10 protein-coding genes, 2 pseudogenes and 1 riboswitch are annotated in these 16194 nt (G+C 49.4%); of the genes and pseudogenes, 7 read left to right on the top strand and 5 right to left on the bottom strand.

Features of this window, described 5'->3' with window-relative positions:
* Positions 1-23 precede the first annotated feature (23 nt).
* Positions 24-846 (bottom strand): annotated as a pseudogene (locus L0M14_RS23805) (methyltransferase domain-containing protein).
* Between the two features lie 380 nt (positions 847-1226).
* Here L0M14_RS23805 and L0M14_RS23800 point away from each other — a divergent pair.
* The 4 genes and pseudogenes from L0M14_RS23800 (at position 1227) to L0M14_RS23785 (ending at position 3475) form a co-directional block, all read left to right on the top strand.
* Positions 1227-2184 (top strand): annotated as a pseudogene (locus L0M14_RS23800) (RluA family pseudouridine synthase).
* A 124-nt stretch (positions 2185-2308) separates the two neighbouring features.
* On the top strand, positions 2309-2581 hold the full coding sequence (locus tag L0M14_RS23795) for a type II toxin-antitoxin system Phd/YefM family antitoxin (RefSeq protein ID WP_235118971.1): 273 nt from the start codon (positions 2309-2311) through the stop codon (positions 2579-2581).
* A 228-nt stretch (positions 2582-2809) separates the two neighbouring features.
* Complete coding sequence (locus L0M14_RS23790; RefSeq protein ID WP_235118970.1) at positions 2810-3121, top strand: type II toxin-antitoxin system RelE/ParE family toxin; 312 nt, start codon at positions 2810-2812, stop codon at positions 3119-3121.
* Between the two features lie 54 nt (positions 3122-3175).
* Positions 3176-3475 carry a hypothetical protein gene (locus L0M14_RS23785; RefSeq protein ID WP_235118969.1) on the top strand — a complete coding sequence of 100 codons (300 nt, stop codon included), beginning with the start codon at positions 3176-3178 and terminating at the stop codon, positions 3473-3475.
* Positions 3476-3640: 165 nt separating this feature from the next.
* Here L0M14_RS23785 and L0M14_RS23780 read toward each other — a convergent pair whose 3' ends face one another.
* The 4 genes from L0M14_RS23780 to L0M14_RS23765 all read right to left on the bottom strand — a co-directional run bounded on the left by L0M14_RS23780 (position 3641) and on the right by L0M14_RS23765 (position 8280).
* Positions 3641-5017: a sulfatase family protein gene (locus tag L0M14_RS23780; protein ID WP_235118968.1), complete on the bottom strand. Its 1377-nt coding sequence runs from the start codon at positions 5015-5017 to the stop codon at positions 3641-3643.
* Between the two features lie 19 nt (positions 5018-5036).
* A complete protein-coding gene (locus L0M14_RS23775) occupies positions 5037-5939 on the bottom strand; it encodes a carbohydrate ABC transporter permease (protein ID WP_235118967.1) in 903 nt (300 codons plus the stop codon).
* The gene (locus tag L0M14_RS23770; RefSeq protein WP_311198923.1) at positions 5940-6821 is read right to left on the bottom strand and encodes a carbohydrate ABC transporter permease; all 882 of its coding nucleotides are present in this window, start codon (positions 6819-6821) and stop codon (positions 5940-5942) included. It lies immediately after the preceding gene.
* Between the two features lie 88 nt (positions 6822-6909).
* The gene (locus tag L0M14_RS23765; RefSeq protein ID WP_235118966.1) at positions 6910-8280 is read right to left on the bottom strand and encodes an ABC transporter substrate-binding protein; all 1371 of its coding nucleotides are present in this window, start codon (positions 8278-8280) and stop codon (positions 6910-6912) included.
* A gap of 224 nt (positions 8281-8504) precedes the next feature.
* Between L0M14_RS23765 and L0M14_RS23760 the strand changes: the two genes are divergently transcribed.
* From L0M14_RS23760 to L0M14_RS23750, 3 genes are all read left to right on the top strand, one after another.
* Positions 8505-9260 (top strand): response regulator transcription factor, encoded by a 756-nt coding sequence (locus L0M14_RS23760; protein ID WP_235118965.1) that lies wholly within the window; start codon positions 8505-8507, stop codon positions 9258-9260.
* Positions 9187-11043 (top strand): cache domain-containing sensor histidine kinase, encoded by a 1857-nt coding sequence (locus L0M14_RS23755; RefSeq protein ID WP_235118964.1) that lies wholly within the window; start codon positions 9187-9189, stop codon positions 11041-11043. Before L0M14_RS23760 ends, L0M14_RS23755 begins: the two co-directional genes overlap by 74 nt.
* A 265-nt stretch (positions 11044-11308) precedes the next feature.
* Positions 11309-11498, top strand: a riboswitch (cobalamin riboswitch).
* 154 nt (positions 11499-11652) lie between these two features.
* On the top strand, positions 11653-16182 hold the full coding sequence (locus L0M14_RS23750) for an S-layer homology domain-containing protein (RefSeq protein ID WP_235118963.1): 4530 nt from the start codon (positions 11653-11655) through the stop codon (positions 16180-16182).
* Positions 16183-16194 lie beyond the last annotated feature (12 nt).

Genomic DNA, 16194 nt, shown 5'->3' with positions numbered 1-16194 from the left:
TACGAAGATCAGCCTCCACCCAACTAAACAACCTTCTTCGCCATGATTTTCGTCATCGCATGTTGATGAGGAATACCCGATGAATGACAGTCGAATATAACCTCTGAACTATCCCCAATCCTCCAATCATGATAATGAGCCAGCAGTTCTCCCGAGTGCCAAGGGAACGCATTGGGTTCCTTTTCCGGCGGCGGAGCAATAAAAGGCTTTGTAACAAAAACATTCAGAGCATGCAACCCATTCGGATTCGTAAACTGCTTGTAGTTCGTGAATATTTCCCCGCGAAGCTCCGGTTTGATGTAGTGCAGCACGCCGCTTGAAAACAGGATATCGAACGAAGTGTCCAAACGATAGTCGGCAAGATCCGCTTTAAACACATGAACATGAACTCGGGCCGCATCGGCTAGTCGTTTCGTCTTTTCAATCCCCGCATCGGAAATATCAAAGGCAGTCACCTCATAGCCATTTCTAGCAAAAAAACACGGCATCCTTTCCCTCACCGCAGCCAATATCTAATAATTTCAGACGCTTCGTTGGCGGCATGGTCTGAAAAACCTGAAAGCAAGCCGAATTAGGCTCGGTTCCCCAGTAATAGTCCTGCGTTTTATATTCTTCCTCGTAGATCGTAATGGACTTATCTTGCGACACATATCCCAGAAGCTTGTCGATGCTTACCTCTAAAATTTGGGATAGCTGCGGCAGCAGCGTGATATCAGGCATGGTCTGGGCATTCTCCCATTTGGACACCGCTTGAAAAGAAAGTCCAAGTACCCGGGCCAGCTCATCTTGGGTAAGGCCTTTGTCTTTGCGGTACCTGCTAATATTTCTAGCTAACGTTTCTCTCATTGAAATCAGCTCCTTATGTATGCAATTGTAGGGGGAGCTACCCGCGAACGAACAATAACTTTATACGTGACTTTTTGGAAAATTCAACTGTAGGTTGAGCCCTGCCATAAGCCGGTAAAGGGGAGAGCTAATATCCTGAATCCGCCCCCCATGCCGTTGGGAAAAGCCTGCCGCTGTGATATGATGAAAGAAACTACAGCAAGAACGGAGCGAAAATCAGCATGACGCAAGGATCAAAAAAGTCACAGCCGCTAACGCGTGGAGCTAGCAGCGGCTCACGGAAAACATCACATGGAGCGGGACCAGGAAAAGCAAGGCAGGAGAAGGGAAATATGAACGCTGTAAAAGGCGCACCGGCAAGCTCAAATAGGAAGAAACAGATGGGGAATTCGAAGTTCGGTGGCAATTCGAGCAGCAAGGGAGGCAAGCAGGAGGCTCCCAATCGTCCCAATATCAGTCAATATACCGTTGAAGAGCCAACGGAACTGCTGCTTTTTTTATTGCATAAACAATCCAAACTCGGTCGGAACTCTGTCAAAGCCTTACTGGCTCGTGGACAAGTAACCGTTAACGATCGGGTCGAGACAGCATACAATTATCCCCTTGAACCTGGACAAACGGTAACTATTAGTAAGGATAAAGTTGTTGAGGAACCGATGCTGGTCGGGCTAAAGATCCTGCATGAGGACGAGGATATTATCGTCATTCACAAAGAAGCCGGTCTACTGTCGATCGCTTCTCCTCAAGAAACCGAAGTGACGGCTTACCGACAGCTCATGGCTCATGTTCGAATGAAAGATCCTGGAAGCAGGGTTTTTGTTGTTCATCGTCTAGATCGAGATACTTCCGGTGTGATGATGTTCGCCAAGAGCGAAAGGGTCCAACAATTGCTTCAGAACTCCTGGCAGGACATCGTTAAGGAGCGTACGTACGTTGCATTGGTTGAAGGCAGAGTGAAGAAACCGGAAGGTACGATTTCGTCTTGGTTGAAAGAAAGCAGCACACTAAAGATGTATTCCAGTCATCGTCCTAACGACGGCCAACACGCCGTGACACATTACAAAACTGTGCAGTCCAATAGTAACTTTAGCTTACTGGAAGTCCAACTCGAAACAGGGCGAAAAAAATCAAATTCGCGTCCACATGCAAGACATTGGGCATCCCATTGTGGGAGATAAAAAATATGGCTCCAAGTCAAAGGAATTGAGACGATTGGGCCTCCACGCTCGAGTGTTAGCTTTCACACATCCCGTACAAGGCCACCTCTTGCGGTTTGAAACAGATATCCCTAAGCCGTTTCTTAGGCCGTTTCGGGAAACTTCTTCTGAATCCAGATAATTGTTGCCGAAAAGAGGCATGTGGTGCGCTGTGCGCCGGTATATGATTGGTATTGCAAGGCACCTATAATGTTGGTTATTTTATCATAATCATGATAAAAAAAGTGTGAAAAGGAGGCGATCGCATGCCGCAAATCAGACCTGTCTCTGACCTAAGAAACAATTTTGCTGAAATTTCTAAGATAGTCCACGAAAGCCGTGAACCCGTTTTTCTTACTAAAAATGGGCATGGTGATATGGTGGTTATGAGCATAGAACAATATGAGAGCATTCAGTCCGGAAATGAGATTTATATAAAACTGAAAGAAGCAGAATTAGAAGCAAAGAATTCCAAAGTACGGTACAGCCATGCTGTAGTGTTCGATCAGTTGAAAAGACAACTCAAACAAGGTGAATGAGCTAAAGTAACAAGAAACTCGTGGAAACGGCTTTACATGAGAACCATTGAGCTCTTTCACGCAATAAACTGATCTAGAACTGGTAGGTGGCGTGCAACCTGCTAGTTCTTTTTTAATTCCTTAATAACCGCAATCAAGCTGATTGGCTTCTCTAGAATGGAACAACTTGAATTCAGCTCTTTTTGATTGAGCAATTAGTTTCAATATTTCAAGCTAAAGGGAGCGCAGATGGAAAATAAGTATACATTATGTTATATCGAACTGGCTCGTTCAGATTTAAGAGGAATTGTTGATTACGTTAGCAATCAGCTTTTTGCAAGACAAGCAGCAATGGATCTTGTCGATAAGCTGGATAAGGCCATTTCCAATTTGGAGAAATTCCTATTATCTGGACACCTATATCGAAATAATCACAGGCTTGAGGATGAATACCGGGTACTGGTAGTTGAAAATTATCTTGTATTCTACGTCGTATATGACAATATCGTGGAAATTAGGAGAGTTTTATATGGAAAACGAAACTTTGAAGAATTAATTTAGCTGGGGTTAAAAGTCCCCGTAATTACATATTGCTGACCCAGATAGGTTGGTTTTTTGAGTGGTAAATTTTATATAACCGCCAATGGTTACAATTCATATGAGTTACTGGATGCTGACGCGTCATTTATTTTTAAGATAGCTAAGATAGTCACAGAAAAGTTCCACTTTACTCATGCTAACCCAGCCGTAGGAATTGAACAAGCGTTCATGGACTTTGTTAAGGATGGAATTAGGATCACTCTTGGATGGGATACTTGGAGCGGCTGTTTTGTTATGGCTCATGACCATTTAGGTAATAAGTATATTGAGGAAATAGGTAACTATCTAGACGAACATCCTATCCTGGACAAATGATGGGGATAAAAAATAGACTGTCGAGAAAACCTCAACAGTCTATTTTTTATGTCATGGAAACCTATCGACGACGACTCCTACGGCAACAATCCATTCGCATACCGAATGAATCTGCATATTCTTTCCCCAAAGAGGGGCCAGCCCTCAAACCGCCCCCCTCCACACTCACTCATAAATCTCAGCCCGCGACACCTTCAGCTGCCCCGAAGCCCGGGTAGGCAGCGCATGAATCACTGGCGCAGCTTCTCCAGCTGCGACCATTCTTCCAATAAGCAGCTCCCGCAGATGCGCCCGCACTTCCGCGTGCGACTCTTTATCCACGAGGTTGTTCAGCTCATAAGGATCCGCCTCCAGGTCGTACAGGAAGGACTCGACATAGTCGGAGGCTCCGCTGTCGCGGATCGGATCCCCTGAGGGTGCGGTCACCGCATATTTCCAGCGCCGGGTACGGATGGCCCGCCCGACCTCGGACTCGCTGATCTGGACGAAGACCTCCTGCGGCCATGCGTTTCGCGCCGCCCGGTTACCGCCAACCAGCGGCAGGATGGAGCGGCCCTGCATATGCCGCGGAACCTCGATGCCGGCCGCATCAAGCAGCGTTGGCGGCAGATCGAGCAGGCTGACCAGCTCGCGCATCGTGCCGCCGCCATTAAAGCCGGGCCCGCTGAACGCAAGCGGTACCCGGATGGAGCTTTCGTGGCAGGAACGCTTGTATTCGCCGTTGCGCGTTTTGAAGTGGCAGCCGTGATCGGAGGTAAAAGCCATCACGGTGTTGTCGGTCATGCCAAGGCTCTTGAGCGCGTCGTTCAACCGGCCTAGCGCCTCATCAAGCCTTTTGACCATGCCGTAGTAACCGTCCAAATGCTGATGAGCGGTTCCGCTGAGCGCAGCGAGGTCCGGCGGTACATAGCGGGACGAATACCTCCCGCGGTATATGTCCGGCGAAGGATAATCGTCGCGATGATTTTGATGGTGGGGCTCCAGGTACGAGAGAAACAGATAAAAGGGCTTCTCGTCGTTCCGCCGATCCGCAATATAACGGATGGCCGCATCCGTTAGAGCGTCTACGCGATACCCGGGCAGCTCAACAGGCTCGTTGTCCTCGTTGTAGAGCAGGGTCCGATAAGCATCGGACGTATGCTCAAGGGAATCGGCGGCGAGCCAGTAGTCGTAGCCGCCTCTTTTCTCGACAGGCACCGGCTGAGTACGCGTCCCCGCCAGGTGCCATTTGCCAATGTAGCCCGTATCATAGCCGGCTTCCTTAAAATAATGCGCAACGGTCTGTGTACCTTCCGGCAGCGGGATGCTGTTCGTGAAGCAGCCGGATGCCGTCGCGTAGAGTCCGGTTTGCAGGCAGGAGCGGGACGGCCCGCAGACGGGCTGGCTCGTAAAAGCATAGGCGGCATGCGTGCCGTTGGCAGCCATCCGGTCATAATTCGGCGTCAGCTCCAAAGGGTTTCCATGTGCGCCGGTCGTATCCCAGCGCTGCTGATCGGTAAAAAATACGATAACATTAGGCCGCTTGTCTGCGGTTTGAGTCATGGTTGAAGCGCCTCCTTGATTAACCCTTGATACCTGTCGTCGCAATACCTTCTACAAAGTACTTCTGTGAGAAGAAGAAAACCAACACAGGCGGCAAAATAGCCAGCACCGCCATCGCCATAATCTGGTTCCACTCGATCGTACCGCCGGTTGAATCGATGGTCATGCGCAGCGCCAGGGAGATCGGGAATTTTTTCACACTATTAATGAAGATAAGCGGATTGAAGAAATCGTTCCAGGTCCAGATAAATTGGAAGATGGAAGCCGAAATCATGGCAGGCATACATAGCGGCAGCAGGATGCGGAATAGAATCGTCGGCGGATTGCAGCCGTCCATGACCGCTGATTCATCCAGCTCCTTAGGCAGTCCCCGGAAAAACTGAACCAGCATAAAGATGAAGAACGGAAAGCAGCCGAAGGCCGCAGGTACAATGAAAGGCAGGTAGCTGTCCAGCCATCCCAAATTCCGGAAAATGAGATACCGCGGAATGATAATGACGGTATGCGGCAGCATTAAGGTAGAGATCATCAGCACGAACAACAGATTGCGAAGCGGGAATTTGAAACGGGCAAAGCCATAAGCGACCAACACACTGGACAGCACAGTGAGGACCACTGTAGGAATCACCAGCACGAAAGTATTATAGAAAAACGTCGTATAGCTGTACTGGCCTGTGCCCGCCCATCCCTTCACGTAGGAATCCCATACAAACTGGCTGGGCCAGAGGCTGAGCGTACCGAATAAGTCGGCGTTGGTCTTAAAAGAGCTTAAGAACAGCCAAATCAGCGGATAAATCATCAGCCAGCCAAGAAGCAGGAGGGCGATGTGTTTCACGGCAGTACGCAGCTTGGCGCTTTGCGCTCTGGAGGCTGCGCTTCTAGGTTGAGCAGCGGATGTTGCTGTGGTTGTTGAATTCGGCATTTATTTCCCTCCGTCTTCATAATGGACCCAAGATCTAGCCGAACGGAAGATGAAAAGGGTCAAGATGAGAATCATGGCGAACAGGAACCAGGACAGCGCGGACGCATAGCCCATCTTCATATTGGAAAACGCCTCGTCATAGATTTTCAGACCGAACAAATAGGTCGATTTCACCGGTCCGCCGTTGGTAACGACGAAGGCCGCTGTAAACTCCTGAAGGGCATTAATGGCCTGCATGACTAGATTAAAGAAAATGATCGGCGTAAGCAGCGGGATGGTAATCGTCCAGAGCATACGCACCCGTCCGGCACCGTCAACCATCGCAGCTTCGTACAGCTCAGATGGAATTTGCTTGAGACCTGCGAGGAACAGGACCATGGAGGAGCCGAACTGCCAGACTACGAGTAAACTAATTGTTCCAAGAGCTACATGAGGACTGCCCAGCCAGTTAACAGCCGGAATATGGAGATAGGACAGGGCTTGATTCACAACGCCCTCCTTCATAAACAGAAACCGCCACAGAATGGAGATCGCAACGCTGCCGCCCAGGATGGAAGGCAAATAATAAACCGTGCGGTACCAATTGACTGCTTTTCCTTTCATATTCAGGATCAAAGCAATGAACAGGGCAAAAGCCAGCTTGGCCGGAACGGCAATCAGCGTATATATAATCGTGACCTTGATGGAGGGGAAGAAATCCTTGTCGACCGTCAACATTTTCACGTAATTATCCAATCCAATGAACTTGCCCGGTTTGACAACCGTAGAGTCTGTGAAGGAGTAATAGAACGATAAGAGCAGCGGATAAAGCTGAAACCAAAGAAACCCGATCACCCAGGGCGATACGAATAACAGGCCCCAGAGGACGTTGCGCATACGCATGCTTTTCAAGTCAGATGTTCCTTTCCGTATACGGGCTAAGTGTTAAGAAGGGTGCTGCCCTGATGGACAGCACTCCTTCGCGCATCCCTTATTTTGCTTTCATTTCTTGGAGTTTGGCAGTAAAGCCTTCGTAAATTTCATCCGCTGCTTGCTGCGGTGTGAGCTGGTTGTAGATCAGCTTTTGGATGGAGTCCTTGACGACTTGAGCAAGCTCTGCATTCGTGCTGATGACGTTCGGTGAAGTTGTTTTCTTGGCGGAAGCAAGCTCTAATCCCTTGGAAATGCTAGGGTTCAGCTTACCGGATTCCTCAAGCGCCTTACGGGCAACGTTTGATGCCGGAATCCCGCGCTGTGTGGTCAGCAGCAGTGCAGCATCTTTGTCATTAATCAGATAATTGATAAATTTGGCTGCTTCCTCTTTGTTAGGTGAGTCTTGAGCAATAGCAAAGCCTGTGCCTGCAACAGTAGGGTTACCCGATTGGACGGCGCCCGGATTCTCAGGGAATGCGCTGACACCGATTTTGGCATTTTGAATAGCTTGCTTATACTTGTCGATGGCTTGAACGTAGTCGAGCAGGAGGCCAATTTCGCCTTTTACCCATTTTGGATTTTGCTCCATCTTGCCGACGAATGCTGTACTATCGCCGAACGGCTCAATAGCGCCGCTTTTATACAGATTAGATAAGTAGGCCAGGCCGTCGGTTAGCTGTGCTTTATCGAAGCCAGGAGTGAAATCGTCGTTCACCCAGCCCTTGCCTGTTTTTTGCATGATATACGGCTGAAGAATCAGCTTGTTAATCACGTCGATATCAGCAGTAAGCAGGTAAGCATCTTTATCCGCTTCATGGACCTTTTTACCTTCCTCGATCAGCTTATCCCACGTCCACACGGTATCGGCGGGAATTCCATGTTTTTGCATAAACTCTTCATTAACGATGGTAGTAGCCGCAAACATCCCCGACGGAACCATGATTTGCTTGCCTTTATAAGCACCGTAATCCTTCAGTGCGGACTCCGGAATTTGCTTCATATCAATGAGGCTGCTGACGGAATTCAGATCCAGCATGAAGTCGCTCATATCCACGGACCATTCATACGTGAACTGAAATAAGTCGGGAGCGGTTTTGCCGGCGAATTGCGTAGCGAGCTTTTTGTTAAAACCATCAAAGCCCATATATTCCGCTTCGATTTTTACATTCGGATGCTGCTTTGTATAAGCGTCGATGGCAGCTAGCGTTGCCTTATGTCTGGAGTCGTTGCCCCACCAAGCAAAGCGCAGTGATACGGGCTTACCGTCGGTAGAAGCACCGCCTGAACCGGTATCGGCAGAAGCGCTGGGAGCAGTGGAGGCTTGACCGGAGCCTGCGCCTGAGCCGGAGCTGCAAGCGGATAATATAGTTAATGAGCTAAGCAATACGACACACATTTTGGATAGACTAGTTAGGTTTCGGTTAAACAAAGTTACGTCCCCCTGTCTTGTAGTGAATTTCGGGCCCAAACTCAAGGTAACATGAATCCGTTTTCATAAAAAGGGCTTTCATTTTGGAACATGGCGGTTTCATTGCTCGATTTCTTTGGAAAAGGTATCATATCTTTAGATTATTCGCTTCCATTGAGCCAATTTATACCGTCATTCCTTTTTATATGTACGAGGGGCTATAATGAAGAGAGGAGGCTTGAATCATGTACAAATTAGCGTTTGTTGATGATGAGACGACGACTCGAGACACGCTTTGCAGCTGTTTTCCATGGGAGCAGGCCGGATTCGAAATTGTGGCTCAGCTTGGAAATGGAATGGAAGCGCTTAAATATTTGCTCCAGCATGAGCTGGATGCGATCCTTTGCGATATCAAAATGCCCGTCATGAGCGGGATTGAGCTGGCAAGGGAAATCCATGAACGTAAACTGCCGGTGGAGGTAATTCTGCTCAGCGGGCTGCGGGATTTTGAGCTGGCACGCCAGGCGATCAGCTACGGCGTTCGGCATTACATGGTGAAGCCGGCTAAATTCAAAGATTTGCACGATGTTCTCATGCAGCTCAAGCGGGAATTGGATGAACAAAAGGGAGGGGCAGCTGAGCCTGACTCCGACATCCCCACGCAGGTGGAAGTGAACGAACAATCCCTCGATCCTGTCATACAGCGCATGCTTCACTTTATTGAAGTCGAATACCGAACCGTAACCCTGGAGGATGTGGCGCAGTTTGTACACATGAATCCCAGCTATGTGAGCTCCTATTTTCGCAAGCTTACGGGTCAAAAGTTCTCCGATTATGTGCTTGGGATTCGGATGAAAAAAGCGGCTGAGCTTTTGCGGGAGCATCGCTGGAAGGCGCTTGAGGTCAGCGAAATGGTGGGATATGCGAATGCGAAAAATTTTATACGCGCTTTTAAGCAGTATTACGGGAAAACGCCAGGGCAGTTCAAGCACGAGCATTAAATATGTCAAGCAGAGTGATGCAGCTTTAGCGCGAAAATTTTTCGCAGACAACCTGAGACGAGTGATCGTGCTGTCGCTCATTCCTCTGACCATACTAGGCTCCTTGTCCATCTTTATTACAGTTTGGTACATCCGCGGCTCTGTGGAACAGAACAGTGAAAACCGGCTGAATCAAATTAATCAGCTTACGGAGGTCATTCCTGCAGAGCTTGATTCTTTAAGTCTTTCCTTTGACAAGGATCCAAAGATCAAACTTCGGTTGAAAAATATACTCAATACGACTTCGTTTTCCTTTGAAGAGGTAGAGGCACTGTTTTATTTGCGCAACGTCATTGATGTTCCGGCTAATTCCAAATCTTACATCCATTCCATTTATATTTATTATGAGAATTCGCAAGGGCGGTTTTTAAGTTCGCGTGACGGCATTGCCCAGATGGATTCGGTGCTGGATACGAGCTGGTACACCTTTTACCAGTCCAAGGTATTCAGTGGAGAAGAAGAACTGGTTACACAGCCTCGCGAGCTAGTGGCCAGCTCTGACCCTAATGGCACCACGCAGGTGCTAACCGTGTATCAGCCGTTCGGGGGACTTAATGAGGACGGGCATCCCCGCGGCGTGATTGTGATGAATGTCCTGCCTTCCTATTTCGCCAAATCATTGAATTTGTTTAACGACTGGCAGGGCAGCTATTCGTATATCGCAGACCCAAGCGGCGATCCGCTGATTACCTCTGACAGCTTCGGAGGCAGCATCCCGCTGCCAGAGTCTGAGCAGCTAGCAGAAGGGCATTTGATCCGCTCTTCCTTAGGCGGCGCTTTAGTTACAATGAAGCAATCCCCGCGCCTGGCTTGGATAGCCGTATCCGTCATCCCGACCAAAGCGTTGTACAGCCTTCCGAGGATGATCGTGTACATTACCTTGGCGCTATCCGTGTTCTCCTTGCTGCTGAGTATCATCTACGCTCTCTGGATCACTAGGAAAAATTACCGACAAGTTACGCAAATCGTCCATGTGCTGGAGCATGCCGATCGCCATGATGACACCGTCCCTGCCATGCCGGACAAGATTCAAGACGTGTACGAGCTAATCGTCAAAAATATTCTTGATACGTTCCTGGAGCAAAAATATTTGCGCATCCAGCTCTCCGAGCGGCAGGCAAAGATGGAACTTTTGGAGCTTAAAGCGCTTCAGTCGCAGATGAACCCTCATTTTATGTCCAACACTTTGCACTCGATTTACTGGAAAGCCTTCCAACTGACGCGTTCACCGAATGATGCGTGCGTCATGATCGAACAGCTCAGCGACCTGCTGGAATATGCGCTGCGGGGAACGGATGATGCGGTAACGCTGCACGATGAGCTTGCCAATGTGAGAGGCTATATCGAGCTGCAGAAGACCCGATTCTCGGATCGCTTGCAGGTGATCTGGGACACGAGGGCGGAGATGAAGGACTGCCGTGTCGTGAAAATCAGCATGCAGCCGCTAGTCGAGAACAGCATTCATATCGGTCTTGCTGCACAAGACCAACTGGCTGTTAAGGTCAAGTGCCGCATGAATGGTGCAAATTTGCATGTTACCATCATCGACAATGGACCGGGAATACCGCTTGAACGGCTGAAGCGCATTCGCGCGTCGTTTGAGTCAGACTCTATGCAAGGCAAGCATGTAGGACTCTTTAATACAAGCAAAAGGCTAACGCTGCATTACGGCGCAGGCAAGTGGATGCGCGTTCTTAGCAAGGAAGGGAAGGGTACGGCCATTACGCTGATTTTTCCGCAGTAACTACTAGAGGCGAGATCAAAGTGCTAGTTCTGCAACTCTGTGTAAAATCAGCGAAGTAACGCAGGATAACAAAACCAAAGAGCTGCCCACCTAAACCAGGGCTAGCTCCTTTTTGCATGTGCATCAATTTCATTGAAAGTGTCCTGTTGAATCTTCTGAGTGCTCGGTCATTTGAAAATCCTCTCGATTTTTGTCAAAAATTCACGAAAAAACCTTGGACGCCAATCCAAGCGCATGGTATTCTTTTTAGTGATTAAAAGTGAACCGTATGCTAAGGCCTTTCAGTCCGCATTCGGTAACCAAACAGGGAAGTCCGGTGAGAATCCGGCACGGTCGCGCCACTGTAAGCGGGGAGCTGCTTTCAAGATGTCACTATCCTTTTTAAGAAGGATGGGAAGACGGGAGATTAGCTACGATCCGCAAGTCAGGATATCTGTTGAATGTCAGTACCATCGCCTACGCGGGAATAGGAGAGGGGGAAACGGCTGCATGAGTGTACTTCCTTTTGTACATCTATCTGGCCAGCTAATCTATGCGTAAAGCGTAATCAGCAGCCCTTCTTCATGTTGGGGTGCTTTTTTATTTCACGGAGAGAGGACGAAACAACGGATGGAAAGAAAGCAAGTCGTACAAAAAGTAAGCATGATCCTGCTGATCTGGTGTTTGCTCATTTCCGCTTTTAGCGGAGCTGTGCCGGTGTATGCGGATCAAGGAGATCAAGGGACTGTAACCGTCCCGCAAGCGATAGAGGATGCAGCTGGCTATCTATTAGCAGCGAACGGAGACAACATTACCGATTGGGATGCCTATGCGCTAGCGAAAGCAGGTAAGTCGGTACCGGCATCGTATTTATCCTCGGTCAGCAGTCAGGTCGGACTAAAAAACGGCCAATACAACAACGTCACCGATTACGCAAGGATAGCACTGGCCGTGAAGGCTGCAGGCGGTAATCCCGAGCAGGTTGTAACGGGAACCGGGACGTACAATCTGATTCAGAGCATCTATAACAGCGATGTACTGACGGCGCAAGGCAGCAACGGTGCGATTTATGCCCTGCAAGCCTTAAGCAGCGGAGCGTACAATATTCCGTTAACAGCGAAGTGGAAACCGGATAAAATCGCAGCGTGGCTGCTCACGCAAAAGAACGCCGACGGCGGCTTCCCGCTCTCGTCAGGTGGCGATAGCAGCATCGATATCACGGCTTCGGCAATTAAAGCCCTTTCCGTGTATAAAGACTTGCCAGTTGTCCAGCAAGCGATTGAAGGCGGCGTTCAATGGCTCTCTTCGAAGCAATTAGACAACGGAGGATTTACCGAGTACGGGGAAAATTCCGAGAGTACCGCACAGGTGATTATTGGACTTTCCGCAGCAGGTGTAGACGCGCGCAGCGCCAGCTTTACCAAAGCTAACGGAAATCCGCTCAGCTATCTGTTTACCTACCGCAGAAGTGACGGCGGCTTCGTCCATCTTACAAGTAGCAGTGCTTCGGATACAGGTGCAACTGGTCAGGCTTTAATGGCATTAGTGGATTATGATGCGTTTACCGGGGGCAACAGCGGGTCGTATGTATCTGTACCCGTCATCGGCGGTGGGTCATCTTCGGATGCGAGTGTGACGGTTCACGTCGCAGGTCCGGCAGGTATTTTGGCCGAAGGAGCGGTGACGGCGAGTAATGCGTTTGATGCGGCTGTGCAGGTTTTGCAGGCTTCGGGCGTATCATTTGATGCAGATGGAAGTCATTATTTCCATGCCGTTAACGGCATAAGTGGAACCGGTAACACATGGTGGTATTACAACGTTAAGCGTCAAGGATCATGGGATTACGCAACCGTTGGTGCCACCAACATGCACGATTACCAACTGCGTGCTGGCGATGACGTGTATTTGTACTACACAGGGTATAGTACAGCACTCGTTCAGTCGATCACGATAGACCCTGCCTTGCCCGTTGCAGGTGAGGCGGTTACAGTAACGGTTTATCAATCCGTGTATGATTATCAAAACCATCAAGAAAATATCAAAGAGGCTGAGAACGTCTCTGTGGAGATAAACGGGCAAACCGTGCAGACAGACACCTACGGTGTCGCTCAATTCCCCGCCGGTTTTTCCGGTGGAACCTATCAAGCAGTAGTGTCAGGTTATCAGACAGGGACTGCACCTAAGATCGCTGCTGCTTCCAAGTCTTTTGAAGTGGGCACAGCTATGATTCAAATTGAGGGTTCATCCCAAACTTTTGCTGTGGATGCGGCGAACTCGCCTAATTTGTTGGATAGTATCGAAAACATCCTGGTAGAGCATCAGATTCATAAGCACATAGATAACGGGTATCTGCAATCCATCGAATCCGATGCCGATGCATGGAGCTACGCGATCTACAGCCAAGGCAAATGGACCATTCCTATGGTAGGGATGGCAGACTATACGCTTCACCCAGGTGAACGAGCGGTCGTTTACTTCAGCGGATTTGATACTGACTGGAACTCGACCACTTTCCTGGTCAATTCCATAACACTAAACCCTTCGCAGCCGAAAGCGAACGAATCTTTCACCGTAAATATTCTAAAAACATCCGGCTTCGACACGCCTTCACCAGCGGAAGGCGTCCAAGTAAAAGTCGGCGGACTAACAGCGGTAACGGACAGCCAGGGCACAGTTACATTCGCGGGTCTGCCTGCTGGATCGTATGATATGGACATCTCAGGGTACAAGGCGAACAGCACTCCGATCATTGTCCATATGTCGCAGCCGATTACCATTCAGCCCCGAGTAGACGGAGGCACGAATACGGGAGGAAGCCCAATCGTCTACCTCTCCGTGACAGGTGATAGTAATAAGGGAACCATCCTTTCCACAAGGTCGGTTGCCTTACAGAGCGGCGACACACCATACTCTTTGTTGATTCGCACGTTGGGAGCAAACCGTGTTCAATCATCGGGCTCGGGCTCAACCGCATATGTGCAGGGCATAGACGGTTTAAGAGAATTCGACGAGGGGCCGCTAAGCGGATGGATGTACGCAGTTAACGGCAGCTACTTGAGTACAGGCGCAGACTCGGTACTACTGAAGTCCGGCGACTCCGTATCTTGGCGTTATACGAAAGACGGTGGCAATGATTTGAACGCACCTTCCCCAGTAGGCGGTGGAGCGACTACAGCAACAGGAACATCTACCTCTGAAGTCGCAGATAAAGTGAAAAATCTGGAGCTGGCTTACGACAACAAGAAACCAATTCAACAAATTTCCAAGCCTGCAGTGATTGTCAATGCGGATAAGAAAATGTCCGCTTCCGCTGCGGAAGCGCTCAAGAAAGAATTGGCAGGCAATGCGGTTGCATTGGAAAAGACAGCACAAGCGAAGACGGCAACTGAAATTACTGACGCCAAATCAGAAGTGAAGCTGCAAATCCCAGAGAATGCGCTAGCTGAAAGCAAAATCATTACCGTCAACAAGCTTTCATCACAAGAACGCGAAGAGCTCGTTTCACCCATTTTTGAATTCGGCCCCAAAGGTCTGACCTACGCCAAGCCCGTTCAAATCTCGATCAAAACACCACTCGCAGCCGAGGACTTAAGTCAATTGGCGCTAGTCTGGCTAAACGAGGAGACCGGTGAATGGATTCCAATCCCGGCTGTCATTGATGCGGAGACTGGAACAGTCACAGGGTTAGTCAACCATTTTACGAAATTTGCTGTTATTAATAGATCCAAACTGGAGCAAAAGCCAACAACTGGCACCTCTGTAGATGTTGGACCTGCCATCGATCGTGCTTCCAAGTGGCTGAAGAACGGAGTCGAGCTCAGTGACTGGTCGGCGTATGCCCTCCATACAGCAGGTGTGCCGGTAAGCGCGAACTATCTAGATAGTGTGATAGCCATGCTGAAGGAAAAGAACGGTACATTCCGCAAAGTGACGGATTATGAACGGTTAGCTTTAAGCGTTCAGGCTGCCGGAGGCAATCCTCAGTCGATAGGCGGCTTTAACCTGATCGAACGCATCTACAATAACGAACAAATGGAAATTCAGGGCACCAATGGCCCGATCTATGGGCTGCTTGCATTACACGGAGGTTCCTATGACCTCCCGGCAGAAGCGAAATGGACACCAGAAAAGCTGCTGCAATGGATCCTTGATGCGCAAAACCAAGACGGCAGCTGGCCGCTGGCGAAGGGCGAGAAGGGTGAGCCCGATTTGACCGCAGCAGCGTTGGCGGCACTCACACCTTACAAGGAACAGTCGACCGTAATAACGGCCATGGAGAAAGCCGTGAAATGGCTTAGCGCGCAGCAAGCCGACGATGGCGGTTTCACACTGAAGGGTGTGGAAAATGCCGAAAGCACTGCGCAGGTCATCTGGGGCCTTTCTGTCAGCGGTATTGATCCTGTCAACAACCCGCAATTCCATTCCGGTGACAAAAGCATGCTGGCCTACTTGCTAGGCTTGCAGCTGAGCGACGGCTCTTTCCCTCATACGAAGGACGGTCAATCGGAGGTTATCGCTACAGAGCAATCGTTGATGGCACTTGGTGCATACCAGAATTACCTGAAGTCCACGAGCCACGTGAGCCAGCCAGCTCAGCCGGAAACAGCTCCAGTGTTCGCAGACCAAACAGATATAGCAGCGTGGGCACTCCCTTCCGTGAAGAAGGCCGCTGCCTATCATATAATTGAGGGAACAGGCGGAGAAAAATCATCCTTTGAACCTAAAAAACAAATCACTCGAATTCAATTCGCTGCGATCCTCCTGAGAATCCTGGGTGAAGCTCCTTCTGCCGATGTAAATACTGGCTTTACTGATGTAGCGCCGGACTCCTGGTATGCAGGATACGTGGCGAAGGCAGTAGCTAAGGGTATCGCCACAGGCGTAAGCAACGACCGCTTCGCGCCGGATGCGGCGATCTCTCGCCAAGAAATGGCGATCATGCTTTCCAGAGCGCTGCATTTGGAAACTGCTGATGCTGCGACCGATTCATTCTCGGATTTAGATCAAGCATTTGAAGGCGCTGCACCATACATCCAAACTGTTCAACAGCAAGGACTCATGGAAGGCGACGAGTCCGGCAGATTCCTGCCGCAGGATTCGGCAACTCGAGAGATGGCTGCTGTCGTAGCTGTTAGAGCTTATGAATTGACAAAAAAGTAAGAATCGCTGAGG

Origin of the sequence: Paenibacillus hexagrammi (assembly GCF_021513275.1) — a bacterium.
Classification (GTDB): Bacteria; Bacillota; Bacilli; order Paenibacillales; family NBRC-103111; genus Paenibacillus_E; species Paenibacillus_E hexagrammi.
This window is presented reverse-complemented; position numbering and strand designations above follow the sequence as displayed.